Annotated in this window: 22 protein-coding genes and 1 riboswitch; of the genes, 19 read left to right on the top strand and 3 right to left on the bottom strand. The window is 49.9% G+C overall.

What is annotated here, in order from left to right:
• Nucleotides 1–50: 50 nt before the first annotated feature.
• Nucleotides 51–191: riboswitch (molybdenum cofactor riboswitch) on the top strand.
• A gap of 251 nt (nucleotides 192–442) precedes the next feature.
• The 9 genes from glp to DW720_RS11365 all read left to right on the top strand — a co-directional run bounded on the left by glp (nucleotide 443) and on the right by DW720_RS11365 (nucleotide 10,948).
• Complete coding sequence (glp, locus tag DW720_RS11405) at nucleotides 443–1,672, top strand: gephyrin-like molybdotransferase Glp (protein WP_118749670.1); 1,230 nt, start codon at nucleotides 443–445, stop codon at nucleotides 1,670–1,672.
• 74 nt (nucleotides 1,673–1,746) lie between these two features.
• Entirely contained in the window at nucleotides 1,747–3,654 is a 1,908-nt protein-coding gene (locus DW720_RS11400) for a molybdopterin biosynthesis protein (protein WP_118749669.1), read from the top strand.
• Between the two features lie 13 nt (nucleotides 3,655–3,667).
• Complete coding sequence (locus DW720_RS11395; protein ID WP_118468388.1) at nucleotides 3,668–4,120, top strand: hypothetical protein; 453 nt, start codon at nucleotides 3,668–3,670, stop codon at nucleotides 4,118–4,120.
• Nucleotides 4,120–4,506, top strand: a complete 387-nt coding sequence (locus DW720_RS11390; protein ID WP_022360326.1) for a 4Fe-4S binding protein — start codon at nucleotides 4,120–4,122, stop codon at nucleotides 4,504–4,506. Before DW720_RS11395 ends, DW720_RS11390 begins: the two co-directional genes overlap by 1 nt.
• A 15-nt stretch (nucleotides 4,507–4,521) precedes the next feature.
• A complete protein-coding gene (locus DW720_RS11385) occupies nucleotides 4,522–6,732 on the top strand; it encodes an aldehyde ferredoxin oxidoreductase C-terminal domain-containing protein (RefSeq protein ID WP_207661050.1) in 2,211 nt (736 codons plus the stop codon).
• Between the two features lie 39 nt (nucleotides 6,733–6,771).
• Nucleotides 6,772–6,969, top strand: coding sequence for a sulfur carrier protein ThiS (thiS, locus tag DW720_RS11380; RefSeq protein ID WP_022360324.1), 198 nt, complete (start codon nucleotides 6,772–6,774; stop codon nucleotides 6,967–6,969).
• A gap of 20 nt (nucleotides 6,970–6,989) precedes the next feature.
• Nucleotides 6,990–7,745: a HesA/MoeB/ThiF family protein gene (locus DW720_RS11375; RefSeq protein ID WP_182436546.1), complete on the top strand. Its 756-nt coding sequence runs from the start codon at nucleotides 6,990–6,992 to the stop codon at nucleotides 7,743–7,745.
• A 204-nt stretch (nucleotides 7,746–7,949) separates the two neighbouring features.
• Complete coding sequence (locus DW720_RS11370) at nucleotides 7,950–8,543, top strand: TetR/AcrR family transcriptional regulator (RefSeq protein WP_107001407.1); 594 nt, start codon at nucleotides 7,950–7,952, stop codon at nucleotides 8,541–8,543.
• Between the two features lie 146 nt (nucleotides 8,544–8,689).
• Complete coding sequence (locus DW720_RS11365) at nucleotides 8,690–10,948, top strand: excinuclease ABC subunit UvrA (protein ID WP_118749667.1); 2,259 nt, start codon at nucleotides 8,690–8,692, stop codon at nucleotides 10,946–10,948.
• Between the two features lie 71 nt (nucleotides 10,949–11,019).
• Here DW720_RS11365 and DW720_RS11360 read toward each other — a convergent pair whose 3' ends face one another.
• Both DW720_RS11360 and DW720_RS11355 read right to left on the bottom strand, forming a co-directional pair.
• Nucleotides 11,020–12,561, bottom strand: a complete 1,542-nt coding sequence (locus tag DW720_RS11360; RefSeq protein ID WP_118749666.1) for a BCCT family transporter — start codon at nucleotides 12,559–12,561, stop codon at nucleotides 11,020–11,022.
• Nucleotides 12,562–12,908: 347 nt separating this feature from the next.
• Nucleotides 12,909–13,802 (bottom strand): glycyl-radical enzyme activating protein, encoded by an 894-nt coding sequence (locus tag DW720_RS11355; RefSeq protein WP_118749665.1) that lies wholly within the window; start codon nucleotides 13,800–13,802, stop codon nucleotides 12,909–12,911.
• Between the two features lie 799 nt (nucleotides 13,803–14,601).
• Here DW720_RS11355 and DW720_RS11345 point away from each other — a divergent pair.
• The 9 genes from DW720_RS11345 (at nucleotide 14,602) to DW720_RS11305 (ending at nucleotide 23,644) form a co-directional block, all read left to right on the top strand.
• Nucleotides 14,602–16,047, top strand: coding sequence for a sodium:proton antiporter (locus tag DW720_RS11345; protein ID WP_243099729.1), 1,446 nt, complete (start codon nucleotides 14,602–14,604; stop codon nucleotides 16,045–16,047).
• A gap of 13 nt (nucleotides 16,048–16,060) precedes the next feature.
• On the top strand, nucleotides 16,061–17,275 hold the full coding sequence (locus tag DW720_RS11340) for a cytidylate kinase-like family protein (protein ID WP_243099728.1): 1,215 nt from the start codon (nucleotides 16,061–16,063) through the stop codon (nucleotides 17,273–17,275).
• A 244-nt stretch (nucleotides 17,276–17,519) separates the two neighbouring features.
• The gene (locus DW720_RS11335; RefSeq protein ID WP_107001412.1) at nucleotides 17,520–17,999 is read left to right on the top strand and encodes an acyl-CoA thioesterase; all 480 of its coding nucleotides are present in this window, start codon (nucleotides 17,520–17,522) and stop codon (nucleotides 17,997–17,999) included.
• Nucleotides 18,000–18,087: 88 nt separating this feature from the next.
• A complete protein-coding gene (spoIIID, locus tag DW720_RS11330) occupies nucleotides 18,088–18,369 on the top strand; it encodes a sporulation transcriptional regulator SpoIIID (protein ID WP_117796058.1) in 282 nt (93 codons plus the stop codon).
• A 219-nt stretch (nucleotides 18,370–18,588) separates the two neighbouring features.
• Nucleotides 18,589–19,383, top strand: a complete 795-nt coding sequence (locus DW720_RS11325) for a sirohydrochlorin cobaltochelatase (protein WP_118749663.1) — start codon at nucleotides 18,589–18,591, stop codon at nucleotides 19,381–19,383.
• Between the two features lie 152 nt (nucleotides 19,384–19,535).
• Nucleotides 19,536–20,870: an ABC transporter substrate-binding protein gene (locus DW720_RS11320; RefSeq protein WP_182436545.1), complete on the top strand. Its 1,335-nt coding sequence runs from the start codon at nucleotides 19,536–19,538 to the stop codon at nucleotides 20,868–20,870.
• Between the two features lie 144 nt (nucleotides 20,871–21,014).
• Nucleotides 21,015–21,983 (top strand): iron ABC transporter permease, encoded by a 969-nt coding sequence (locus DW720_RS11315; RefSeq protein WP_243099730.1) that lies wholly within the window; start codon nucleotides 21,015–21,017, stop codon nucleotides 21,981–21,983.
• A 28-nt stretch (nucleotides 21,984–22,011) separates the two neighbouring features.
• Nucleotides 22,012–23,154: an ABC transporter ATP-binding protein gene (locus tag DW720_RS11310; protein WP_118749660.1), complete on the top strand. Its 1,143-nt coding sequence runs from the start codon at nucleotides 22,012–22,014 to the stop codon at nucleotides 23,152–23,154.
• 55 nt (nucleotides 23,155–23,209) lie between these two features.
• Nucleotides 23,210–23,644, top strand: coding sequence for a protease complex subunit PrcB family protein (locus DW720_RS11305; protein ID WP_022360307.1), 435 nt, complete (start codon nucleotides 23,210–23,212; stop codon nucleotides 23,642–23,644).
• 120 nt (nucleotides 23,645–23,764) lie between these two features.
• Here DW720_RS11305 and DW720_RS11300 read toward each other — a convergent pair whose 3' ends face one another.
• Nucleotides 23,765–24,709, bottom strand: a complete 945-nt coding sequence (locus tag DW720_RS11300; protein ID WP_118749659.1) for a D-2-hydroxyacid dehydrogenase — start codon at nucleotides 24,707–24,709, stop codon at nucleotides 23,765–23,767.
• Nucleotides 24,710–25,406: 697 nt separating this feature from the next.
• Here DW720_RS11300 and DW720_RS11290 point away from each other — a divergent pair.
• Nucleotides 25,407–26,360, top strand: coding sequence for a hypothetical protein (locus tag DW720_RS11290; protein ID WP_147355513.1), 954 nt, complete (start codon nucleotides 25,407–25,409; stop codon nucleotides 26,358–26,360).
• The last annotated feature ends 8 nt before the right edge of the window (nucleotides 26,361–26,368 follow it).

Here is a 26,368-nt window from a genome sequence, read left to right as displayed (position 1 = left end):
TTCTGGTAGAAAATCATGAAAAAGAGATTTGTCGCACGAGAGCGGCAGTTATACAGAGTTGATTTCGAGCTTTTCTGCCTAAGCTGTGAACCGATTGACAGGATGGAAGAAAAGCCAATGGGTATCCGGGGAAACGCGGGTGCCTCCCCGCATCAGACGATGCATTGGAAAGGAATAGCTCTCGGATGACCGGGATGAAGACCCGGAAGTTCTGGAAAAGGGCAGTAAATTCCGCCAGCGCAAGCAAAGCCTGATGTAGATAAGTGCATATCAGCAGAAAGCCATAAGAGGCAGACTGCATCATCAGGAACGGATACAGAGAGCGGAAGGTTTTCTGTATTCGTTTTTTTTGTTTCATTCGGAGAGGGCGGTCTATGAATCCAAAGCACTTCGCGTGGATGCGTACCTTCGCAAAGAAGAATCATGCCGCAAGGGAGGAACTATGAAGTTATTGAAAGTTGATACGCTGGCGCAGGCGCGGGAACGTTTGCTTAAAGCGGCAAAAGAATGCCTGCCAGAAACGGAGCAGGTTGCGCTTGCAGATGCATCTGACCGTATTTTAGCAGAAGATATTGTCTCTGGGGAAATGATTCCGGCATTCCGCCGTTCCAGTGTAGACGGGTATGCAGTCTGTTCAAAGGACACGGCGGGCGCAACGGAAAGTATCCCGGTTTTTCTGAAGGTGCTGGAAGAAGTAGAGATAGGACATCCGGCGGTATCAAAGATTGAACCGGGTACCTGTGCCTATGTGCCGACCGGCGGCATGGTTCCGGAAGGGGCAGATGCCATGGTGATGGTAGAATACAGTGAACGGTTCGGAACAGATGAGGTTGCCCTGTATGAAAATGTTCCGTATGGGAAATGCATCGTGCTTCCGGGAGAAGATGTAAAAACCGGGGATATAGTCCTTAAAACGGGAACCCGGATTGGTCCGGCGCAGGCGGGAACATTGGCAGCGCTTGGCGTGGTGCAGGTTCCGGTTTTTAAACCGTGGAAGGTGGCAGTTCTATCGACGGGCGACGAACTGGTCAGGATCGATCAGGTTCCTGGACCGGGGCAGGTGCGGGATATTAATACATGGGCGCTGTCCTGTTATGTGAAGAAGACAGGTCTGGAGCTTGTTTCGGCAGAGGCAGTGAAGGATGAAGAAGTGCTTTTAGAGGAGAAAATCAGGGAGGCGGTCAAAGCCTGTGATTTGATTCTGATCTCCGGAGGAAGTTCCCAGGGAAAGAAAGATATGACTATGGAGATATTAAACCGCATCTCCAAGGAGGGAGTATTTACCCATGGGCTGGCACTGAAACCGGGAAAACCGACGATTCTGGGATATGATAAAGAGAAACATACGCTGTTAGGAGGACTTCCTGGGCATCCGGCAGCAGCGCTTGCCGTTTTCCACTTATTATTTGTGTGGCTCTGGAAGCAGGTAACCGGTCAGCCGGATCAACCTCCGTTAGAAGCCTTTATGACAACGAACCTGGCGGGTGCACCCGGAAAAACAACCTGCCTGCTGGTAAAGCTTCAGATGGCTCCGCAGGGGCTGGAGGCAGAACCGGTATTTGGAAAATCAGGTTTGATTTCGACGATGGCAGAGGCAGACGGCTACGTTCTGATTGATATGAATCAGGAGGGGCTGAAGAAGGGTGAGCAGGTGAAGGTATACCGCTTTTAAAATGAATTGCTTCCAGAAGGGCGGCGGAGGATAAAGGATCGGCAGAGCCTGGTGGAAACAGAATAGAGGCAGAGATGGGAAAGAGAAATTTATATCTGAATAATACACCGGTGGAGGAGGCAAAAGCCCTTTACCAGAAAGCACTGGGGAAATTATTAAGACCCAAGGCAGAATGGATTCCCGTGACGGAAAGTCTGCACCGGATTACAAAAGAGGCAGTCTATGCGAAATATTGTTCTCCGCTTTACAATGCGGCGGCGATGGATGGAATCGCGGTTGAGGCAGAGAAAACAAAAGGAGCATCGGAGCGGAAACCACTTACCCTATATCCAGGTACAGATTTTACAGTGGTGGATACGGGCGATCCGATTCACGCACCATGCGATGCAGTTATCATGGCGGAGGATCTGCTGGAGCAGGAAGATGGATCGGTGCAGATTACGGATGCAGCTGCATCATGGCAGCATGTGCGCCCGATCGGAGAAGATATCGTAGCGGGTGAGATGCTGATGCCCGGTTATCATGAGATACGCCCGATTGATATAGGTGTTCTCCTGTCTGGCGGAATTACAGAGATTGAGGTATTGAAAAAGCCGTCGGTAGCGATTTTTCCGACGGGAACCGAAATCATAGAGCCGGGACAGGAACCCAAGGATGGGGACATCATCGAATCGAATTCGAGAGTGTTTGAGGCGCTGGTAACGGAACATGGCGGTGTGCCCCATCGTTTTCCGCCGATTGCGGATGAGTATGAAACATTGAAAGAAAAGGTGGCAGAGGCAGTTGAAAACTATGACATGGTAATTGTCAATGCCGGCTCCAGTGCAGGAACCGAAGATTTTACGGTTCATGTACTTCGGGAATTGGGGGAGGTTCTGGTACACGGGGTGGCAATCAAGCCGGGAAAACCGGTAATATTGGCGATTGTCAATGGAAAACCGGTGATTGGACTTCCGGGATATCCGGTATCCGCCTATATCAACTTTGAAAATTTTGTGATTCCTGTGCTGCAGAAACTGGCAGGACGTACAGAAACAGCCGGCACGACGGTGCGGGCTGTCATATCCAAACGCCTTGTATCATCCCTGAAACATAAAGAGTATGTGCGGGTGAAGGTAGGAGAAGTGGGCGACAAGCTCGTCGCTTCTCCACTGGCGCGCGGGGCGGGAGCAGCGATGAGCCTGGTGCGGGCAGACGGGTTCTGTGTGATTCCTCAGAACAGCGAGGGGGTCGAGGCGGGAGATACCGTTGACGTAGAGCTATACCGTTCCCTGGAGGAAATTGGAAGTACGGCAGTGGCAATCGGAAGCCATGATCTGATTCTGGATGTGATGGCAGATTTGCTGCCGTGTATGTACCCGGGGAATTACCTTTCCAGTACGCATGTAGGCAGTATGGGCGGTTTAATGGCATTAAAGCGGGGAGAGGCGCATCTGGCTCCGACCCACCTGCTGGATGAAGAGACAGGAGAATATAATATTGCGATCCTGAAAAAACTGTTTGCGGGTGAAAAAATGGCACTTGTCAAGGGCGTTGAGCGAATTCAGGGAATTATCGTAAAAAAAGGAAATCCGCTTGGAATCCATGAAATTGAAGATCTACGTGGTTTGAATTATGTCAACCGACAGAGAGGAGCGGGGACAAGAGTCCTTTTTGATTATAAGCTGAAGGAAGCCGGTATTTCACCGGAAGAGATTCACGGATATGACAGAGAGGCGGCAACGCATATGGCAGTGGCGGCTGCCGTGTCCGGCGGCGATGCAGACGCGGGCATGGGAATCCAGTCGGCAGCCAGGGCAATGGGACTTGATTTTATTGAGATTGGACGGGAAGAGTATGACTTTGCGATTCCAGTCAGATTTTTGGATTTTCCACCGGTACAGCATTTTCTGGCGGTTTTGAAAAGCCGGGAGTTTGCAGAGAGAGTGGAGAAGCTCGGTGGTTATGGGCTGGCAAGAACCGGAGAAATTTTATATTTATAAAAGAGGGGATTAGATGGGAGCAGTTGTGCGTGAATTATATGTGTTCCGGCAGAGGGGACAGCCGGGAGAAGCCGTGGAGAGCGCCTGGTTCCGAAGGGGGATCGGAATGGAGGGTGACCGGCATGCAGCGGGAGGTGAAAGGCAGACTTCGCTGTTGGCGGGAGAAGCCCGGGACTGGATGGAGAAGCAGACAGAACCGGGACTCTGCTTCCGCCGCTACAAGGCAAACCTGATAACGGAGGGAATAGATACCACCCAGTTAAATACGGGGGATCTTCTGGCGGCGGGAGGGGCGGTATTCCGTGTCTCCGGGTATGGAAAAAAGTGTTTTCCAGAGTGTATTTACCATGAAAAAGGAGTTTTCTGCCGCCTTTCGGCAGGAGCCATATTTTTGGAAGTGATTCGGGACGGATATGTATCTGTTTCGGATGAAATAATGAAATTGAACAAAAAGGAGGAACTGTGATGAGACGATTAGAGAAAGATGAATCACTCTGCATTGGATGCCACCAGTGCGAAGAAGCCTGTTCGAAGGCATTTTACAAGGTTTCGGATCCAATGAAATCCTGCATCCGCATTACCGACAAGGAGGATGGAAGCCATCATATTGCTGTGTGCACACAGTGTGGAAAATGTTCAGAAGTATGCAATACGGGTGTGATTACGGAGGATGCGAGAGGCGTTTACCGGCTGAATAAGAAAGAATGTGCCGGCTGTCTGATGTGCGTTGGATTCTGTCCGGAGAATGTTATGGTACAGTGTGATGATTATCTGGAGCCGTCCAAATGTACGGCGTGCGGATTGTGCGTAAAAGCATGTCCGACCGGAGCGATCCGTCTGGTAGAAGAGTAAAAGGAGGAGAAAGGCATGATTAAAATGTGTGATCTTCCGCGTTATGCGGACGCAGATATGGAAGAAATCAAAAAAATGAAAGAGGCCCACACGGTTCTCAATCAGGTTACATACGAGCCAAAGCCGCTGTATCATGGATATACGGATAAGCGCCTTCGAATCAATGTGACAGATAACACCATCGATATGATCGACATTCCTCAGGAGGTCAAAGAAAAATTTACCGGCGGCAAAGGTTATTGCCTGCGTTATCTGTGGGATGCAACGAATCCAGATACAAAGTGGAACTCTCCGGAAAATGCCATTACCATGTCGGCAGGACCGATTGCCGGAATTACGCAGTACGGCGGTACCGGAAAATGCCTGGTATGCAGCATTTCACCGATGACAGATATCCCGATTGATTCAAACGTCGGCGGATATTTTGGCCCATTCTTAAAATTCTCCGGATTTGATGTGATCGAGCTGACTGGAAAAGCGGAGGAAGACGTGATTATTGTCATCGATGGCAATAAGGGAACCGTTTCAATTGAAAAAGCACCGTTAGAGCATAAAGATGCACATGTACTGGGAGAAGAGCTGACAACCATGTATGCGGAGGATGACAATGATCGCAAAAACGTGGCGGTCGTATGTTCTGGTTCAGCGGCGGATCATTGCAACCTCTCTATGTTGAATTTTACATTCTATGATCCGAAAAGAAATGTAGTCCGCTTAAAACAGGCTGGACGTGGTGGTATCGGACGTGTCTTTGCGGACAAGCACATTAAAGCGCTGGTATGCCATTTTAAAGGCGTAAAAGCAAATCTGAACCATGTATATGATATCAGTATCCTGAACCGGGATGGCCTGAAATTCCATCGTGAGGTGGCGACACAGGATGACAAACAGAATTCAATGCGTAAATCCGGAACAGCATACTCCCTGCGTATCATGAGCGATTATGATATTCTGCCGACGCGCAATTATAAATATGGCGGAACGGATAAGATCGATGAGATGGCACCGGAGGTATGGAGAAATAAATGGCTGACCCAGGGCGGAGCGGACGGATGCTGGTATGGATGTTCGATGGCGTGTGCTAAAACAGCCGATCAGTTTGAATTAAAGACAGGTCCGTATAAGGGACATAAAGTATGTGTGGATGGTCCGGAGTATGAGACAGCAGCCGGTGTTGGTCCGAACTGCGGCGTAACCGATCCGCAGGTAATCCTGGAAGTGAATTTCTACTGTGATACATATGGCATTGATACGATTTCCTTTGGCACCATGACTGCCTTCCTGATGGAATGCTATGAAAATGGTATCCTGAATAAGGAGAGAACCGGCGGTCTGGAGCTTGTATGGGGCAATGCAGAGGCGGAGCTGGAGCTGCTGCACCAGATGGCGCGAAACGAAGGCTTTGGCAAGATTGCGGCACTGGGAAGCCACAAGCAGAAAGAGTATTTTGCAGCGCAGGGCTGGGGCGATATGGATTTCATGAATGATATTGCGATGGAACAGAAGGGACTTGAATATTCAGAGTATGCTTCCAAAGAATCCTTGGCGCAGCAGGGCGGCTATGGTCTGACCAATAAGGGACCGCAGCATGATGAGGCATGGCTGATTTTCATGGATCAGGTAAATAACCAGATCCCTACCTTTGAGGATAAGGCGGAGGCGCTGTATTACTATCCGATGTTTAGAACCTGGTTTGGTCTTCTGGGACTTTGCAAGCTGCCGTGGAATGATATTGTACCGGCTGACAACAGCCTGACCGATGAACCGGCGAAGGTACCGGAGCACGTAGATAACTATCTGGATCTTTATTATGGTGTTACTGGGGTCAAGATTGATAGGGATGAGATGATTAAAATGTCCGAGCGTGTCTACAATTTCCAGCGTGTTTTCAACATCCGTCTGGGCAAGGGACTGCGTGCGGACGATGCGATTCCATACCGCTCCCAGGGACCGGTTACGGAAGAAGAATATCTGTCCCGTCAGGAGCGCTACGATGGTCAGCTGGTAGAGCTGGTTGGTTTTACAAAAGAAGAAGTCGAAAAAATGTCCTTAAAGGAAAAGATGGCTGCGACCAGAAAGCACAGAGAAGGGGAATATGAGAAGCTGATTGATGCGGTATATCCGAAGCGCGGCTGGAATTTAAACGGCGTTCCGACAATTGCACACCTGAAAGAGCTTGGCATGGATCTTCCGGAGCTTTTGGAAGTAGTTGAGCCGCTTCAGTAAGACTATTCATTAATACGTTGCAGAAGGGAAGTGGATATAATGGTACTGAATAACCGTCCATATCCGGACTGGCATGAAGGACTGACAATCAGGGGTGTGATGGAACACATGAAATTTACCTGGCCCAAGCTGGTCGTGAAGGTAAATGGACAGCTGGTCTGGCCAGAAGACTATGATAAAGTAACACTTGAAGAAGCAGATGATTTGAAGATTTATCATTTACTGGGGGGCGGTTGATTCAGAAAGGAGACGCTGGTTTGGAGATAGACAAAGAACGCTATAAAAGAAATATTCTCCTGCCGGAGGTAGGAGAAGAAGGACAGAAAAAGCTGGCGGAAAGCCGGGTGCTGGTAGTAGGGGCGGGGGGACTTGGATCTCCCGTCAGCCTCTATCTGGCAGCAGCAGGAGTCGGTACGATCGGGATTGCTGATTTTGACCGGGTGGATGTCAGCAATCTGCAGCGGCAAATCCTTTACAGGGAACAGGACATTGGAAAGGCAAAAGCAGAACTGGCGGCGGAGCAGCTTCAGAGCCGGAACCATTCGGTGCAGGTAGAATTATACCCAGAGGGGATTACAGCTGAAAATGCAGAAGAAATTCTTGCAAAGTTTGATGTGATTGTGGATGCTTCAGATAATTTTCCAACCCGCTATCTGCTGAGTGACACATGTATGAAGCTGGGAAAGCCGGATGTATATGGAGCTATCTGTGAATTTGCGGGACAGGTTACCGTGTTCGCATCGAACGGACCATGTCTGCGTTGTCTCTGTCCGGAGGCAGAGGATCCATCCGGAAACCCGAATTCGGCTGCTTATGGTGTGCTTGGCGTGATTCCCGGCATGATCGGGTGTATGCAGGCGGCAGAAGTATTGAAGCTTCTTTTGGGCAAGGGAGAGCCGCTGATTGGAAAAATGCTGTTCATTGATGCCAAAACGTGGTCCACGGATCTGATAGAAGTTCCGGTGCATCCCCAGTGCAGCTGCCATACACATACCAAAGTTCACCGGACGTGAAAACGATATTAAAAATAGACACTATGAACAATCTCTTTACTTCACAGGAAAAGAATGATAAAATAAATTAAATTGTCGAAAGCAGATGAGGAAGATTATCTACTCTGCTTTCGGCTGGATTCAGGTAAACAAAAAGGTAAATTAGATAACCAGGAATGTTTCCCTGAAATTACGATTATTGAGAAGTTAAGAGGTAAAAGGTAAATGGCGAAGGGTAATAACACAAAAGCAAAAATTGCCCGTGTTGCATGGAAATTGTTTCATGAGAAGGGATATGAGGAGACGACGATCGATGAGATTATCCTGCAGTCTGGAACATCAAAGGGAAGCTTCTATCATTATTATAGTGGAAAGGATGAGCTTCTGGCATCTCTCCCAGAGATCTTTGATGCAAAGTATGAAGAGGTAATGCAGGCGCTGGATCCGGAGATGGACAGCTTTGACAAGCTTATGACGCTCTGCTTCAGTGTACATGATCTGATAGAGTCGGATATCCCGGTAGGGCTTCTGGCGTCACTCTATTCCTCACAGGTGGTGACAAAGGGGGATAAGCATCTTTTAAACCAGAACCGTTTTTACTATAAGATGGTAAATCAGCTGGTCGATGAGGGGCAGCGCCGGGGTCAGATTACCCGCAGTATGCCATATTACGAGATTGCACATATGTATGCACTCTGCGAGAGGGCAATCATCTATGATTACTGCATTTCAGACGGTGGCTATGCGCTTGGAGAGTATACAAGAAAGACAATGCCTTTGCTGTTCGGCGGAGTGCGTGTAAAGCAGGAAGTCAAATAAAAAAGCAGACGGAAAATGCTTCTTAGGGGTATTTTCTGTCTGCTTTTGTGCGTGATAGCCGCGTACAGATCAGGATAGCATTGAGTACCTTTAAAATTAAGGAACCTGGGACGGGAAAATACAGCTTAAGAAAGGAAAAATGCCAGATGGAACGAGAAAATCAGGAGTACATAAGCATTGTGAATGCAACGGAAAACAACTTGAAACATGTGTCGTTGAAAATTCCGAAAAAGAAAATCACGGTTTTTACCGGTGTGTCCGGTTCGGGCAAATCATCGCTCTGCCTTGATACGATTGCGGCAGAGTCGCGGCGGGAGCTGAATGTGACATTTCCAAGTTTTGTCCAGCAGTTTCTGCCGAAATATGGTCGTCCGGAGGTTGAGCGCATGGAGAATCTTCCGGTCACGATCGTAATCGACCAGAAAAAGCCGGTGGCAAACTCCCGCTCGACGGTCGGCACATACACCGATATCTATGCGCTGCTGCGCCTGCTCTTCTCGCGTGTGGGCAAACCGTTTGTCGGCTATTCAGACAGCTTTTCCTTCAACCATCCGAGCGGCAAGTGTGAGCGCTGTGAGGGCTTGGGCGTTGTGACGGAGCTGGACATCCACAAGCTGGTGGATTTTGATAAATGCCTAAACGATGAGGGCGTTATCCAGTGGCCGGCGTTCACGACCGGTGCATGGCGGTGGAAGCGGTACGCGTACAGCGGTCTGTTTGATTTGGACAAGAAGATCAAGGATTATTCGAAGGAGGAGATGGATTTATTTCTCTATTCGCCGCAGATCCGCCTGAAAAACCCGCCGGCAAACTGGCCGAAGTCCGCGAAGTACGAGGGCATTTATCCGCGTATGTACCGCAGTATCATTACATCTAAGGAAGGACAGCTTCACAAGAAGGAGCTGGATCGCATTGTCAGCACCTTTACGTGTCCGGAGTGCCACGGGGCGAGACTGAATGCGAAGATCCGCAGCTGCCTGATTAACGGAAAAAATATCTGCGAGGTTTCGGATATGCCGATCCCGGAGGCGGCAGAGTTTATCCGCCAGATCGACGATCCGCTGGCGCGCGATATCAAGACCGAGATCCTGAAGCGGATGAATGCGCTGATTGAGATCGGACTCAGCTATCTTTCTTTAAGCCGTGGAACCGACACTCTCTCCGGCGGCGAGGCGCAGCGTATCAAGATCGCGCGTTACATCAATTCGCCGCTTACCGATATGATGTATGTGCTGGATGAGCCGAGCGTCGGACTGCATTCGCGCGATATCCAGAATCTCAAAAATTCGCTGATCAAGCTGAAAGAGCACGGAAATACCGTGATGATTGTGGAACACCACCGGGAAGTCATCGCTCTGGCGGATCACATTGTGGATATGGGACCGGAAGCGGGCATAAACGGTGGACAGATTATGTATCAGGGAAGCTACGAGAACCTTTTGAAAGCGGACACTGTGACCGGGCGGATGCTGCGGACGAAAACGCCGATGAAGATGGAGTACCGCAAGCCGACCGGATGGTATCAGGTCGAGCACGCGAAGCTTCATAACTTAAAAGATCTGAGCGTAAAACTGCCGCTTGGCGTGATGACGGTCATCGCCGGTGTGGCTGGTTCGGGAAAAAGCTCCCTGATGGAATATTTTACGAGCCAGTATCCAGGCGAGGTGATCTCGATCCGTCAGAAGGATATCGGTATCAATCTGCGTTCGACCCCTGCGACGTATCTGGATATCGCGGATGCGATCCGGGCGCTTTTTGCGAAAGCGAACCATGTCGCACAGGCATATTTCAGTTTCAATTCCAAGGGCGCCTGCCCGGCGTGTCAGGGTAAAGGTGTGATTATATCGGATATGGCATATATGGACTCGATCGAGACGGTCTGCGAGGTCTGCCACGGAACGCGGTATTCGGAGGAAGTGCTGAAATATCAGTACAAGGGAAAGAATATTGCGGAAGTCATGGATATGACCGTCCGTCAGGCGATCCAGTTCTTTGAAGATGCGGATTTTGTGAAGAAACTCGATACGCTGGTACAGGTCGGACTCGGTTACCTGCATCTGAATCAGTCGATGACGACGCTTTCCGGCGGCGAGCTGCAGCGTGTGAAGCTGGCGAGCAAGCTGGATGAGCGGGGACGGATATTTATTCTGGATGAGCCGACTGACGGGCTGCATCTCGACGATATCCGCCGTCTGATGAAGCTTTTCAACCGGATGACCGATCAGGGCAATACACTGTTTATCATCGAGCACAGCCTGGATGTGATGAAGGACGCCGATTATATTGTGGAGCTCGGACCGGGCGGCGGCCTCGCAGGCGGCGACCTGCTCTTTGCCGGGACGCCGAAGGAGATGCTGGAAGCGGAGCGGAGTGTGACGCGGGAGTATCTGCGGGAGAGCTTATAAATAAAGAAAAATATCCCGAATGCATCGGAACGTACATTCGGGATATTTTTAACAACACTCAATCAATTCGTTCAAATACCATGGTAGCTTGAAAGATATTTCTTCGCATCCTTAAAAAACGCCGCCACGATCAGGAGAATGATAAACGCGATCGGAAATGCTGCAATGATGGACACGGTCTGCAGGTTTGCCATTGAATTATCACTGAAAATGAGGACCATAGGCAGTAGAATCAGGCTCAGGGACCAGAAGGTTTTGATCGCCATGTGCGGTTCGTCCTCGCTTGTCAGGTTCTTGTAGGAGTAGGCGGAGGCAACCAGTACGATCGCGTCAAAGCTGGTGGCATAGAAGGCGATCATCGCCGCCGCGAGCAGAACGAGGACCATCGGGGCGAGCGGAAGCGTGCGGATGATGGCAGTGATTGTGGAATAGAGGTCGCCACTGGCGGCATAAAGCCCCATGACATCCAGTTTTCCGAACACCTGGAGTCCCAGGCTGTAGTTTCCGAGGATAATAAAGCTCACAAACGTGCCGCCAAGTCCGAACACGTAGCCGCCGAGGATTGTCTGCCGGATCGTACGTCCACGAGAGATGGTTCCGATGAAGAACGGGGCAGCGACGCACCAGACCATCCAATATGCCCAGTAGAACATTGTCCATGTCTGCGGAAATGAGGTGGTGCGCTGTGGGTCGGTGTAGGTGGACAGTCCGATAAAGTTCTGTACCAGATTTCCGATGGAGGAAAAGCCGGTTTCGATGATATAGCGTGCTTCACCGCCAAACAGCAGCACATATGCCAGAAGAGCGAAGAAGAGGTAGACGCAGGACGCCGCGAGCTTCTGGATGCCCTTCATGCCGCTCACGACGGAAACGGTGTATACCAGGCAGGTGACTGCCAGAATCGCGATGGTGATGAGGCGGGTGTCGCTGAATCCGAAGAGTTCGGAGACGATCTGGCTCATCAGAGGGGTCGCCAGCGTAAAAGTCGTGGTTGTGCCGGCCAGCAGTGCGAAGACCGCCATCAGATCAATCAGGGTTCCGGCAAGCCCGTCTGTGTGTTTTCCGAGGATCGGGCGGCAGGCTTCGGAGTATTTCTGTTTATGGCAGCCGCGCACATGAAGCATGAAGCCAAAGGCAGCGGCGAGCACGACATAGAAGCTCCACGGGATCGGACCCCAGTGAAAGAGCGGGTATGTGCTCGCCCAGTCCTGAATACTGCCCATTTCTGCCAGATGCGGGTCATTGGCGTAGAGAACCCACTCACACAGGGAGTAAAAGAGAATGTCCGCCGCAAGTCCAGAGGTAAACATCATCGAACCCCAGGCAAAATTGGAATAGAGCGGCTTCTCATCCGGTTTTCCGAGCCGGATGGTTCCGTAGCGGGAAAAGGCGATGTAGATTGACAGAAGAAAAATGCCGAGTCCGATGGCAAGATAGCCGACACCGAAGTTTTCCCCGAGAAAGCTCCGGAGATTTTCCAACACTGCCTTGGATGCATCTGGCGCAGCCAGAAAGCAGAGACAGAGTATTATAATAAGAAGAAATGGGACGACCATCGTGGTCCAGTCCAGGCGTTTTGGCTCTGGCGCTGTTTGGGATTGTGGATTTTGCATGGGAAACCTCCTTTTAAATCATTTGTAAAAATGAGGATTTTTGCAAATGGTTCATGTTCATTTTTTGGTAAATAAATTAAATATTGAACACATTATAGCATTGGGTGGAAAAAAAATCAATGAAAAATTTGGGAAAAAATAGAGAAACAAGGAAATAGATGTTACCGGTTCACGGGTAGGCACTTTTGGAACCGAAAGTGCCGTAAGAAAACGTGGTGGCAGCAGGAATTTGCCGTATTGAAATGCGAAGCCACGGCAAATTCCGTTACTGGGCACGTATGCGTGAACAGTAACGAATCGATAGAAAAATGTATGGGAGGCGGCAATGGAAAAATCCTGCCGCCTCCCTACTGTTCAATCTGCACATCAAATCCCAGTCCGCGCAGCATGTTCGCATAATTCTCCATATCCTGACCGGAGAAGGTCTGCTCGCGGGCAAGCGCCGGAGATTGCGTGTATTTTTCATATTTAATGATTCCCAGATTTGAATAGGAGAGCAGAATTACATGTCTGATGTGGTGCTCAGACAAAAGGTGGGCATACCTGCGGGCATCGATGAGCGTGTCGTTGATGCCGGGGGTAATGGTAATGCGGACCGCCACTTTTTTGCCGATAGCGATGGCAAAGTCCAGATTTTCCAGAATCGAATGATTTGAGACACCGGTGAACTGGACATATTTCTTTTCAGAATAATGTTTTAAATCGATGATAATCATGTCCGCGTTGGCGATGAAGCGGGAGAAAGCCAGCGGTTTGGCGAAAGCGGTCGTCTCAATCGCGGTGCGGATGCCGTGTTCTTTACATTTTTTCAGGACAGCGGTGGCTGCTTCCGGCTGCATCAGCGGATCGCCGCCGGAGAGAATGACGCCGCCATTTCCATAGAGCTCCCGGTCGGCAAGAATTTTTTCCATGATTTCATCCATATTCATCATCTGACCGACGAAATGAAGCATTCGGGACGGACAGTGATCCGTACAGGCACGGCAGAATGTACAGGTGTCCGGGGTAAAGGTGAGACGGTTATCTGAAAATGCCAGACTTCCGGTGGGACATTCGCTGACACAGAGATTGCAGTAGAGACAGTGCTTGCTGTCCCAGAGAATCCGGGTCGGGCGCTCATGCGCCTGCGGTGTTGAACACCAGACACAGCGCAGGGGGCATCCTTTAAAATAAATCGTAGTCCGCAGCCCGGAACCGTCAGCCAATTCATTTCGTTTGATCTTAAATATATTCGCCTGCATGAATACAATACTCCTGAAAATCCTTCTGATATTTATAAAACACGATAAGACATTGAGTATTCCAGCACGGGATGACACCGGAATTTCCGAATGGATTCGTAATACATCTGAATGCAAAATACAGGCTAACTATAGCATAAAGAAGATAAAAAGTAAATGAGACAGTTTCTCCAATTTGCTGCTTGATTTTTTTACAAAGATTTGACAAAAAAGCGGAAATAAATTTTACAAAAAAGCGCTATAATAAAACAGGTTCAAGAGAGAATATGTGTGAACGCTGCGAAAGAGCAGGTTATACAGCGGCAGATTTGCCAACTGGCACATATCGAAAGAGAAACCACGAAAGAATACCGCGAGAGATCGGGCGGCTGGCTTAAAATGAAGCGCGAAAACAGCTGCAGGAAAAAGATGGAAGATGGCGGGGAAGATATGGAATTGAAATATGAACTCTGGAAAGAGAGTATAGTTCAAGAAAAAGTTATATGTGAATGTAGGAAGCGTCTGTCGGGATATCGGCGGGCGGTTTTTTGTTTCATAGTAGAATTAAATATATCATTTGTGAAATTACAGTATTATACATAATTTCTATATACAAAAGAGGTATTTGTTTATGTTATGAGCACAGGCTTACAACACTTATTAATAAGAATTAATATAAGGTACTTTTAACGAAAAATTTGCGGAAAATCACGCTTACAACGTGAAAAACACGGTTGTATTTAGGAAATAAACTTGTTATAATGAGTGGCTGAAATGGAAAATGTAAAACAAAAAAGAAAAAAGTTGGGAGGTTACGAAGGTGAAAAGATTGAGTGCGTTTTGCGCGAGCCTGGGATTATTTTTGATGGCAAATCCGATGACGGCTCTGGCAGCAGAACAGGAAGGCGGTGCATCGGCATCCTCTGTGCCGCTCTGGATGTGTATTCCATTTGCGGGACTGCTTCTCTGTATTGCGATTCTGCCGCTTGTGAAGGCAGAATGGTGGGAAGAGCACCAGCCTCATGCGGTTGCTCTTTGGTCAATTCTTTTTATCATTCCGTTTGCGATGCGTTACAGTGCGGGAACAGCACTGGAAACGGTTCTGGAATGCCTGGTCAATGACTATTTGACCTTTATTATTTTGTTATTTGGACTTTTCTGCGTTGCCGGTAATATCACGATGTCCGGTGACCTGGCAGGTTCTCCGCGTGTCAACGTGGGATTACTGGCACTGGGAACCCTGCTTTCAAGCTGGATCGGTACGACCGGTGCCAGTATGCTGATGATTCGTCCGGTTGTCAAGATGAATGCATGGAGAAAGAAGAAACGTCATATCATTATCTTCTTTATTTTCCTTGTATCCAACATCGGCGGATGTCTGACCCCGATCGGTGACCCGCCTCTGCTGATGGGCTTCATGCGCGGCGTACCGTTCTTCTGGAGCTTACATCTGGCGCCGATCTTATTCTTCAATATGCTGGTGCTGCTGACAATCTTCTATTTTATTGATAAGAGGGCATATCGTCAGGATATCGCGAGCGGTCTGAAACCGGATATCAGTAAACCGGGTACCGAAGTAAAGCTGCGCGGTGCGCACAACCTGATTTTCCTGGTTATGATCGTGGCAGCCGTTATTTTAAGCGGTACCTTACCGTCCATGCCGCAGTTCCAGGATGTAGCCGGAAAGGTGCTTGGCATCCATCTGTTTGGAGAGGTAGAATTAAGCTATCCGGCCATCATTGAGATTGTGATCATTCTGGTGGCGGCCTTCCTGTCCTTCAAGACCACGAAGGTTGAGATCCGCCGTGAGAACCACTTTACCTGGGGCGCGATTCAGGAGGTTGCGGTTCTGTTTATCGGTATTTTCATCACGATGCAGCCAGCCCTGATGATTCTGAAAGCAAATGGCGCGAACCTGGGCATCTCCGAGCCGTTTGAAATGTTCTGGGCGACCGGTCTGCTGTCCAGCTTCCTGGATAACACGCCGACCTATCTGGTATTTTTAACAACGGCAGGTGCGCTTGGATTTACGGAGGGCATGGTGACGACGTTAGGAACGGTTCCGATCAAGATGCTGATGGCGATCTCCTGTGGTGCGGTATTTATGGGTGCGAACACCTACATCGGAAATGCACCGAACTTCATGGTTAAGTCGATTGCGGATGAAAACGGTGTGCGTATGCCGTCCTTCTTCGGATATCTGCTCTGGTCGTTCGGTATTCTGGTTCCGGTCTTTGCACTTGATATGCTGTTATTCTTTTTATAGGGGGTGAGTGACGATGAGCAACAATCAGGAACATACCAATACAGATAATATGGAAAATCAGACGCAGCAGGCGCTTGAAAAGGACAGCGCCCAGTATGCGAATGAAGTAACGGGTGCGGAAAATGCAGCCGAAAAGGATTCGGCAGGGAAGAAGCCGGGCAGCACGGTGCCTGGAAGAGATGAAAAACGAATCCGTGAACTGGCGGAGAGTATTTACGATCTGGATGCGGAGGTTTATGCACAGTTAGGTTCTTCTCTGGGACGTGTTTTCAACCGTGACCGGAAGCGCTGCGTGGATGAGCTGACTCATCTGATGCTGACACGCCCGCAGGGTAACCTGGTTCGAAGTGAGATTGCCCTGATCGGAAACATGGCGCGTACCATCGAGAATAAGGAAGAGCGGAAGCTCGTCATGACCGAGTACAACCGGATTCTGACCGAAGTCATGAGTCTGCCGACCAGTTTCGCGAGCGGCGACGTTATCAACGCAGAGCTGGCGAAGCTGAATACATTTAACCTGAAAAACCGTTTCTCCGAAAATGACCACCTGATCGTATGTATCAGCTGGACCTACGGAAGCGGCGGTGTAAATATCGGATTTAAGCTGGCAGATAAGCTGAAAATCAATTTCTACGACGCGGAGATCTTTGAAGCGGTTCTGAAACGTCTCGAGGCTCAGAAGGATTCTATACAGGATTCTGTCAGCTACGGAATCAAGCCGGGAATCAAGAAAGAGCAGGCGCACGATCAGGATGCCAATGTAAACCCGAGTGAGGCATTCATCCCGGAGCGCCATCTGACCCTGCGCCAGCACATGCGCGAGTTCAGCCGTTTCCACGGACTGCCGAAGCGTGATGCGGTCTTCTTCAACGAGAGCGACCTTCTGGTTGACATGGCGAAGAAGGAAGATTTTGTTATTCTGGGACGATGCGGAGATGCCATCATGGCAAACAACAACATCCCGCATATCAGTATCTACATCACGGCGCCGTTTGAGCAGCGTATCAAACGTGCGATGGAGATTGACAGTTCCCTGACGGTCAAGCAGGCACGCCATATGTTAAAGCATCTGGATCATGTCCACAGCCAGTACTATCATTACTATACAAACCGAAACTGGGGACATTCCAACAACTATGATCTCTGTATCAACAGTGCCAGCTACGGTATCGATGGAACCGTGGATTTCATCTATCGGATGATCACGGCGCGGGAAGAGGATAAATAAGAGAACGGCTGAAGATGATGGGAGTCAGCGAAAGACAACAGACGCTGCCCCCAGATTCTTCGGTCGTTTTTTTACATTTATAGTTTACTGCCAATAGGATGTATAACTAAAAAGATTCAGAATTTTTGCAGCGGAATACTTGCAAATTTGAGGGAAAGCCAGTATACTAGGTACCATATCACAGGGAAGTCCTTCGAAAGCGGGAGATTGGAAGAGGCATCCTTCTCGAAAGGAGAAATAAATTATGGAAGAAAGAATTATGCGCCGCGTAGCGGATTCAGCTGTTATCCAGACACAGCTTGTATTAAATAGTCACTTAAATGGTGCTGGTCGTTTGTTTGGCGGTCAGCTGATGGAATGGATCGACGTTGTAGCGACCGTTGTTGCGCGCCGCCACGCGCACTGCAATCCGACAACTGCATCGGTTGATAACCTGCAGTTCAAAGAGGCAGTCCACCTGAACAATACCCTGATTATCGAGGGTAAGCTGACTTACGTTGGAAGAACCTCCATGGAAGTGCGTGTCGATACATTCGTAGAGTCTTTAAGCGGCGCACGTAAACTGGTTAATACCGCTTATGTGGTTATGGTAGCGCTGGATGAAAACGAGCATCCGATGGAAGTTCCGGGACTGCTTGTCGAGACCGATGAGGAGAAGGCAGAGTGGGAAGCTGGCGTGAAGAGAAACGACTTGCGGAAACACCGCCGTGCGGAGAACTACTAATCGGCAGTGTTTTTGTTTGGGAAAGGGAATTTGCATAAACCGGAAACAGATGTAATAAGATGTAAAAAACGTTCTCAGGGGAACTCCCATGAAGGAATATATCGAGGAACGGGCGGTTGCGATCGCTAATTACATCATAGACTACAATGCGACAGTGCGGCAGGCGGCCCGGAAATTTGGGATCAGTAAATCTACCGTGCATAAAGATGTGGCCGAGCGCCTTTCCCATATCAATCCGCCGCTTGCATCCCGGGCGCGTGTGGTACTGGACATCAACAAAGCGGAACGCCATATCCGAGGCGGGATGGCGACGAAAGAAAAATATGAGCATGAGCACCAGCTGCGCGCGTGCAGCCGGGACGAGAAATAGAAAAGCTGGTAAAATTGGAGCTGAAAGCAGAAAAAGGGGCATTCCGCCTGGACGGGCGGAGTGCCATTTTTTCTGCTTCATTGCAAACTATTTCAAAATATGCTATAGTAGCTTCGATTCATAAAGCTATATGTCAGCTAGATTCAGGCATATGGCAGCGTAGGAGGAACGGGAAAATTCTGAATTGAAAGATAAAAAACAAAGAGGAAGAATGGATAGATGGAACCAAGACAGGCAATCCTGGTAGTCAGCTTCGGGACAAGCTACAATGACAGCCGAGAAAAGACGATCGGAGCGGTTGAGCGTGCAGTGGCGGAGGCATTTCCGGCATATGAGGTGCGCCGGGCATTTACCAGCCAGAGGATCATTGATAAATTGAAAAAGCGGGATCAACGGTCGATCGACAATTTGAAGGAGGCACTTGACCGGGCGGTAGCCGATGGGATTAAAAGTCTGATTGTGCAGCCGACCCATCTGATGGATGGATTTGAATACATGGATGTAAAAGCGGAAGTGGAAGCGAATCAGGGGCGTTTTGAACGGCTGGCGCTGGGAGCACCGCTTCTTGCCAGTGAAGCGGATCTGGATGCGGTGATCCGGGCGATGACAGGAGAATTGGGCGGATATGACGATGGAAAAACGGCACTCTGCCTGATGGGGCATGGGACGGACGCTGCTTCCAATCAGGTGTATCAGAAGATGCAGGATAGGATGATCGCGGGCGGCTATGCAAATTATTACATCGGAACCGTGGAGGCGCAGCCGGATTTACAGGCGGTGATCGAGAAATTGGGCGCGCAGAAACACTATCAGAGGGCAGTGCTGCAGCCGCTCATGGTGGTTGCAGGCGACCATGCGAATCAGGATATGGCAGGTGAAGAGGAGGATTCCTGGAAGAGCCGCCTGGAACGCGCCGGATACCAGGTGGAATGCTGCATCCGGGGACTGGGAGAGGTTGAGGCGATCCGGAAGCTGTATGTGGCGCACGTGAGAGAGGCAGAGTGGGAAAAATGAAGAAAATAGGATGGATAACGGGAAAGAAAAGGTTACTGTACACGGGTAGGCACTTTTGGAACCGAAAGTGCCGTAAGAAAACGTGGTGGCAGCAGGAATTTGCCGTATTTAAATGCGAAGCCACGGCAAATTCCGTTACTGGGCACGTATGCGTGAACAGTAACAAGAAAATGGCACTTAGGCTGGCAGGGCTGTCGCTTATGGGGCTGCTGCTCTTGAGTGGCTGTGGAAATACGGGAAAGAGTGCGGTGGCGGCAGCGTCGTCTACATCCGCCAGTGAGACATCCAATGAGGCGGGTAAAGGTACGAAAGTGTCCCAGCCGGCAGAAAACGTGGATGCACAGGTGGCGGAGGCATCACTTCCACAGCCGGGTGAGGCGATCAGTGCGTCCCTGACCTGGAAATCGCGGATGGAGCTTGCCTATGCGACCCAGTTTGCGGTCGATACCTATGAGGATGCGGACGGGATGCAGTACGAAGCAGTTTCGGTTGCGGATGGAAGCCGTTTTCTTCTGATTCCAGAGGGCGGAAAGGTGCCGGAAGATCTTCCGGATTCGATCCAGGTGCTTAAGCGCCCGGTCAAACAGATTTATCTGGTAGCGACCGCGACCATGGATATGTTCCGGATGCTGGGAGCGCTCCCGGATATCCGGTTTTCGGGAACCGATGCGTCGGGCTGGTACATCCCGGAGGCAAAGGAGGCGATGGAGAATGGGTCAATTCTCTACGCAGGCAAGTACAGCGAACCGGATTATGAGCGGATCGTCTCGGAGGGCTGCGGTCTGGCAATAGAAAATACGATGATTCTCCATTCGCCGGAGGTAAAAGAAAAGCTGGAAAGCTTCGGAATCCCGGTGATTGTGGATCATTCCAGCTACGAAGCACATCCGCTGGGGCGGACGGAATGGATCCGCCTGTATGGAGTGCTGACCGGAAAAGAAAAAGAGGCGGAAGCGGCATTTGCAAAGCAGGAAGCGGCTTTGCAGCGTGTTACAGAAGAAGGTTCGGATGCGGAGAACGCAGGCGGGAGCGTAAAAACAGAACAGACGGCACAGGCGGAAAAGCCGTCGGCGGCATTTTTCTATATTACGAACCAGGGCAGCGTGAACGTGCGCCGTTCCTCTGATTATATACCGAAAATGATAGAATTAGCGGGCGGCAGATACATATTCGGGCATCTGGGGGATGATGGAAAGCGGTCTTCGACCGTCAATATGCAGATGGAAGAATTTTATGCAGCCGCGAAAGAATCCGATTATCTGATTTATAACAGTACAATCGACGGGGAGATTCACTCAATTTCGGAGCTTTTGGCAAAAGCGCCGGTTCTCAAGGATTTCAAGGCGGTACAGGCGGGAAATGTCTGGTGTACGACGAAGAATCTCTATCAGGAATCTATGTCAGTTGGAGCGATGCTGGAAGATATCCATGCGATTTTCAGCGGAAGCCAGGAAGATGGGACATATCTGTATAAATTGCAGTCGTGAGGAAGGAAAGTGTAATAAAGATAGATAGGAGAAACGATGCGTTCAGTATCAGAAGCAAACAGACAAAAACAGGAAAAAAAACAAAGAAACCTGGCGCAGGCAGGCAGACAGGTGCGGATCGCAGGCGCATTTCTGCTTCTGATTATGCTGCTGCTCCTGTTGCTTATCTGGAGTGTCTGTTCAGGCAGTGTATCGGTTCCGATCATGGAATTTTTACAGGAACTGCGGGAGCCTAAGCTGCGTGGAATGGCGTGGACGATCATCTGGGAGATCCGTCTGCCGCGCGCGCTGGCGGCGCTGATTCTTGGCGGGGCGCTGGCACTGTCAGGGTATCTGTTACAGACCTTTTTCCACAATCCGATCGCGGGTCCCTTTGTGCTGGGAATTTCTTCTGGTTCAAAGCTTTTGGTAGCACTTGTGATGGTCGGATTTCTGGAATGGAATATTACGATCAATTCGGGGATGCTGGTGGCAGCGGCATTTGCCGGAGCGCTTCTCTCTATGCTGTTTGTGCTCCTGGTCGCGCGGAAAATGGAACAGATGGCGATGCTGATCGTCGGGGGCGTGATGATCGGTTATATTTGCTCGGCAATCACGGATTTTGTTGTGACCTTCGCCAGCGATGCGGATATTGTCAACCTGCATAACTGGTCGCGCGGAAGTTTTTCTGGTATGACATGGGAAAATGTGGCAGTCATGGCGGGCGTGACCTTTGTCTCAGCGGCAGCGGTGTTTCTGTTATCCAAGCCGATCGGCGCATACCAGATGGGGGAGACGTATGCGAAAAGCATGGGAGTCAATGTCGCACATCTGCGTTTCTTTATGGTGATTTTGTCCAGCATCTTATCTGGCTGCGTAGCGGCATTTGCCGGTCCGGTTTCCTTTGTTGGAATCGCGGTTCCGCATCTGATCCGCTGGCTGTTTGCCGATACAAGACCGCTGGTGCTGATTCCGGGCTGTTTCCTGGGCGGAAGCGTGTTCTGCCTGTTCAGCGACTGGCTGGCGCGGACGGTCTTTGCCCCGACGGAATTGAGCATCAGCACGGTAACAGCTGTCTTCGGTGCGCCGGTCGTGATTTTTGTGATGATGCGGAAACATCGAAAGAGCACCTGAAGCATAGAGTAGCAGAGGAGAAAATACCATGAATCCAGAAACTGAGGAGAAGATCTACTTTTATACAGAGGACTTACAGGTTGGATACGGTGGAAAACAGATCTTAAATCCAGTCCGGATCGGGATAAGGAAGGGTGAGATCCTGACTTTAGTCGGACCGAATGGAGCCGGAAAATCGACCATTTTAAAGAGTGTCGCCGCGCAGCTTCCCCCTCTGGGAGGCGCGGTTTACCTGGACGGCGCGGACCTTCTGGGAATGAAGGGAACGGAGCGCGCACGGCGGATGGCGGTCATGTTTACGGAAAAGGTCCATGCAGAGTGGATGACCTGCCGGGATGTTGTGGCAGCCGGGCGTTATCCGTACACGGGACGGTTTGGTGTCCTCTCGGAGGAGGACTGGAAGGCAGTTGATGAGGCGATGGAGGCAGTGCAGGTATCAGAGCTTCGGGAGCGGGACTTCCAGACGCTCAGCGACGGTCAGCGGCAGCGGGTGATGCTGGCGCGGGCGCTCTGCCAGGAGCCGGAACTGCTGCTTCTCGATGAGCCGACTTCCTATCTGGATATCCGTTATAAGCTGGAATTTATGTCGGTCTTGCAGGAGCTGGCGCGCCGCAAGAAGGTGGCAGTCATTTTATCCATTCATGAACTTGATCTGGCGGAGCGCGTCTCTGACTGGGTGCTGTGCGTCAGCCCGGGGCAGGAAAGCCGGTTTGGACGCCCGGAAGAGATGCTGACTCCGGAACATCTTTCCGAGCTTTTCCAGATCGAGGAAGGGCGCTTCCGTCAGACAGGCGGCAGTATGGAGCTTCCGCGTCCGGAGGGGGCACCAGAGGTGTTTGTGCTGGCAGGAGGAGGAAGCGGGCGCGCTGTCTTCTGGCAACTTCAGAGAGCTGGAACCACGTTTGCGGCAGGGATCGTATCGGAAGCCGACTTAGATTATCCGGCGGCTTGTACATTGGCGTCCAGATTGATTGCAGTCCCCGCATTTGAAGAAATATCAGAGGAAAAGGAACAAGAAGCCAGAGAATGTCTGGATGCGTGCCAGTGCGTGATTGCGTGCCGCAGGCAGTATGGGGGCTGGGCGGCGGCGAACGACCGGCTGCTGGCGTATGCCAGGGAAAAAGGAAAAAAGATTGAATATCACAACCTTCCGCTTCATAAAATGCAGTAAATCAAAGCATTTTGCCGCGTGGCTGCGTGCAGGGGAGCGGGAGGTTTTTTATTTGATGAAAAGTAAGAAAAGCAGGAAAAAATGGCTTCTAAGCCTTATGGCTGTGATGGGAATCTTTCTGGCGGGGGTCTATGCGGTTGCATGCGGCGGTGAAAAACAGGCAGAAAAATTGCGAGATCTGGAATTTGCCGTCATAGGTCCCGATGAGACGCCGCAGGAGCTGGCGCAGATCATAGAAGAAAAGAAGAACGATTCCTTCCGCCTGACTTACACAAGCGGAAATGACCTCTACATAGCTGCCGGGTACGGCAAGCAGGAGACCGGCGGCTACAGCATTACGGTTCCGGAGTTGTACTTGACGGACAATTCGATCATCGTCAAGACCGAGTTAAAAGGACCGGAGAGAAGCGAGCCGACCGGGGAAGAGCCGTCGTATCCGTATATTGTGCTGCGGACGGAACTGCTGGAGGAGCCAGTGGTATTCCAGTAGTTTCCTATGAAACAAAAAAACAGGAACCGGCGAGAGTATCATCCGGTTCCTGTCTTTATGCAGTTTCTGCAGAACGATTTCCGCAGGATTTCCTATATGAGTATAAGACTGGTTTCCTGATTACAGGGAAAGAGCCTCTTTTACCTTGGAAATGATGTGAAGTCCGATGTCTCTGGAAGCATCTACGGACTGAGCACCGATGTGCGGGGAAACGATGAAGTTATCGCACTCAAACAGCGGGCTTGCGAATGTATCATCACCTGTCAGACCGCTGCCAGCCAGCTCGTTCTCCATAACGTCTGCTGCGTAGCCGCCGATCTTGCCAGCTTTCAGAGCCTCGTACATATCTTTCTCGTTTACGATACCACCACGGCTCATGTTCAGAACAACTGCGTCATCCTTCATCTCAGCGATGGACTTAGCGTTGAACAGATCCTTTGTCTCTGGTGTCAGCGGTACGTGGATAGATACGAAATCAGCTACCTTTAACATCTCGTCTACGGACATGCCAGTTGCATGCTCTTTCTCGAAATCTTCCGGTTTCAGGAATGGATCGTAAGCAACGATAGTCATACCAAATGCACGACCAAGTTCGCCGACTCTCTTACCGATACGACCGAAGCCCATAACACCCAGAGTCTTGCCGCGAAGCTCACGACCTTCGAATTTATATTTGTTCCACTCGTGTTTTACTTTTACATCGTAGTTAGCTGTGAAAGTACCACGGGAGATATCTAACATCTTGGAAATGGTCAGCTCTGCAACTGCGTTAGCGTTTAAGCCCGGTGCGTTGAAGATCTGGATTCCTTTGGATTTTGCATAGTCCATATCAATGTGGTTCAGACCAACGGAGCAAACGCCGATAACCTTCAGGTTCTTAGCAGCGTCGATGATCTCCTGATCGATCTTCGGATCTACACGCATGATCAGAACGTCTACGTCACCGATTTCAGCTAATAACTGATCCTTGGTGGACGGCAGATTCTCTGCAGTTTTAACTTCCATGTATTTGCTGAGTTCTTCAGCAATACCAGCGTATACTTTGTCAATGATAAGACACTTCATAGTTTAATTTCCTCCGCTCTTATTTTGTAAAATGTACCTATATGCAAGTATACCTAAAATCTGCTGTCCAGTCAAGTCATTTTGCCGTACCAAAAAGAAACTCGTATTCGATTTTTTGTATAACACTTATAAGTAAATGCTGGATAAAAAGGGGTTTTTGTAGAAAATGCCGCGGGAGCGATTTATAAATTGTATTTTGAGATAGGGCAGACTATAATAAAGGTACGATGCAGTTCAAAGTCCGGTTCCGGACGGCATTCGATGATTCTGCCCGCAAAAAGGGCATCTGTGATTCACAGAAATATCCGGGTATTTATGAAATTTCATAATGCAATTTTTGTTTCAGGGGAAACTGCGTCCTATGAAACAAAAAAGCAGTCATATGATTTCGTGGTGCTGAATATAAGTATCATATCGGCATTTAGAAAACATGGCATCTTATATCTTGAATGATATTTGTGTGTGATGCGGTATTTTATGCTGATTTAAACTCAGCACAGAAAATTTCAGGTTACTGTTCATTTAATGCGAAGCCACGGCAAATTCCGTTACGGGGCACGTATGCGTGAACAATAACAATTTTAGAAAGGATGGAGAAGGTTGAGAGAGGAGTACGGAAATTTAGAACGTGCTTACGAAAGAATGCGGTTCGGCTGGCAGGAGACATTTGCCGGGGAATGGCAGAAAGGGAGAATGTATGGGGAAAAGAGAAGACAGAAGATATGGCGGGAGGCTGGCAGTGCTGACATTTGTGCTGCTGTGCCTGCAGGGCACCGGCGGACAGGCTTACGCACAGGAAGATAAGGCGGGAGAACGGCGGATCCGTTATTCTTCTTCCTATTTGAAAGAGGCTGAGATACCAGAAGCGCCGGAAGAATATCTGGAAGAGGGGGAAATTACCTACCGGCTTGTGGGGACAGAGATAGAGGCGGTGCCGGTGCGCGGCAGAACGCGGGAGGTTTCGGGGGAGATGGTCTATCCATCCGTGACGCGGGAACAGGAGATCCCGGCGAGAGCGCCGATGGAGGTGGAGGATCGGGAGAGCCGGAAGACCGTATCGGTTATGTTGGATCTGAAAAGAACCTCTTATGAGAACGAACACTGGCAGGATGGATTTGAGATTTCGGTCGTATTTCACGAATACGGGGCGGACACATACCGGCTGGGTGGAACTGTCGTGATGCATGATGAAAAAGTGCCGCCGTTGGAGGCGTGCAGGAAAGAACTGCTTGCAAGTGCAGGGCTATCGGAGGATGAGGTGCAGATTGAGTCGGCAAGCTGGGAGGGAGATGCTTATCAGGATGAGGCTGGCATCTGGTGCCGCAATGCGGCGGTACAGGCCAAACGCCGCGTATGGGACTGCCGGGCAGTGTACGGGGGAACGGTCAGACTTCCGGCATATGAGCGTTACCGGAGGCGGATGGAGTATGAAAAAGCGGAATCGGATGTGGAAGAGATGACAGAAATAGAAGCGGATCCGGGAACTCTGGTGGAAACAGAGACTGCGCCGGTGGAAAACCTCCCGCTTCCGTTCTGGAGACGGTGGATTCACTACGGACTGACGATCAGTGTAAGTCTGCTGCTGCTTTTACTGGCATGGCTTGGATTTCGGCAGCTGCGGCGGATGGCGCGTGAAAAAAACGAACGGTAGGTTATGTG

Origin of the sequence: Clostridium sp. AM27-28, assembly GCF_003480955.1 — a bacterium.
GTDB lineage: Bacteria > Bacillota > Clostridia > Lachnospirales > Lachnospiraceae > Otoolea > Otoolea fessa.
The sequence above is the reverse complement of the archived record's forward strand: the minus strand, read 5'-3'. Positions and strand labels throughout refer to the sequence as shown.

Excerpts from the sequence above, each read along its gene's own strand:
- glp (WP_118749670.1), top strand. The coding sequence starts at position 443 with ATGAAGTTATTGAAAGTTGATACGCTGGCGCAGGCGCGGGAACGTTTG.
- DW720_RS11400 (WP_118749669.1), top strand. The coding sequence starts at position 1,747 with ATGGGAAAGAGAAATTTATATCTGAATAATACACCGGTGGAGGAGGCA.
- DW720_RS11395 (WP_118468388.1), top strand. The coding sequence starts at position 3,668 with ATGGGAGCAGTTGTGCGTGAATTATATGTGTTCCGGCAGAGGGGACAG.
- DW720_RS11390 (WP_022360326.1), top strand. The coding sequence starts at position 4,120 with ATGAGACGATTAGAGAAAGATGAATCACTCTGCATTGGATGCCACCAG.
- DW720_RS11385 (WP_207661050.1), top strand. The coding sequence starts at position 4,522 with ATGATTAAAATGTGTGATCTTCCGCGTTATGCGGACGCAGATATGGAA.
- thiS (WP_022360324.1), top strand. The coding sequence starts at position 6,772 with ATGGTACTGAATAACCGTCCATATCCGGACTGGCATGAAGGACTGACA.
- DW720_RS11370 (WP_107001407.1), top strand. The coding sequence starts at position 7,950 with ATGGCGAAGGGTAATAACACAAAAGCAAAAATTGCCCGTGTTGCATGG.
- DW720_RS11365 (WP_118749667.1), top strand. The coding sequence starts at position 8,690 with ATGGAACGAGAAAATCAGGAGTACATAAGCATTGTGAATGCAACGGAA.
- DW720_RS11360 (WP_118749666.1), bottom strand. The coding sequence starts at position 12,561 with ATGCAAAATCCACAATCCCAAACAGCGCCAGAGCCAAAACGCCTGGAC.
- DW720_RS11355 (WP_118749665.1), bottom strand. The coding sequence starts at position 13,802 with ATGCAGGCGAATATATTTAAGATCAAACGAAATGAATTGGCTGACGGT.
- DW720_RS11340 (WP_243099728.1), top strand. The coding sequence starts at position 16,061 with ATGAGCAACAATCAGGAACATACCAATACAGATAATATGGAAAATCAG.
- DW720_RS11335 (WP_107001412.1), top strand. The coding sequence starts at position 17,520 with ATGGAAGAAAGAATTATGCGCCGCGTAGCGGATTCAGCTGTTATCCAG.
- spoIIID (WP_117796058.1), top strand. The coding sequence starts at position 18,088 with ATGAAGGAATATATCGAGGAACGGGCGGTTGCGATCGCTAATTACATC.
- DW720_RS11325 (WP_118749663.1), top strand. The coding sequence starts at position 18,589 with ATGGAACCAAGACAGGCAATCCTGGTAGTCAGCTTCGGGACAAGCTAC.
- DW720_RS11315 (WP_243099730.1), top strand. The coding sequence starts at position 21,015 with ATGCTGCTGCTCCTGTTGCTTATCTGGAGTGTCTGTTCAGGCAGTGTA.
- DW720_RS11310 (WP_118749660.1), top strand. The coding sequence starts at position 22,012 with ATGAATCCAGAAACTGAGGAGAAGATCTACTTTTATACAGAGGACTTA.
- DW720_RS11305 (WP_022360307.1), top strand. The coding sequence starts at position 23,210 with ATGAAAAGTAAGAAAAGCAGGAAAAAATGGCTTCTAAGCCTTATGGCT.
- DW720_RS11300 (WP_118749659.1), bottom strand. The coding sequence starts at position 24,709 with ATGAAGTGTCTTATCATTGACAAAGTATACGCTGGTATTGCTGAAGAA.
- DW720_RS11290 (WP_147355513.1), top strand. The coding sequence starts at position 25,407 with ATGGGGAAAAGAGAAGACAGAAGATATGGCGGGAGGCTGGCAGTGCTG.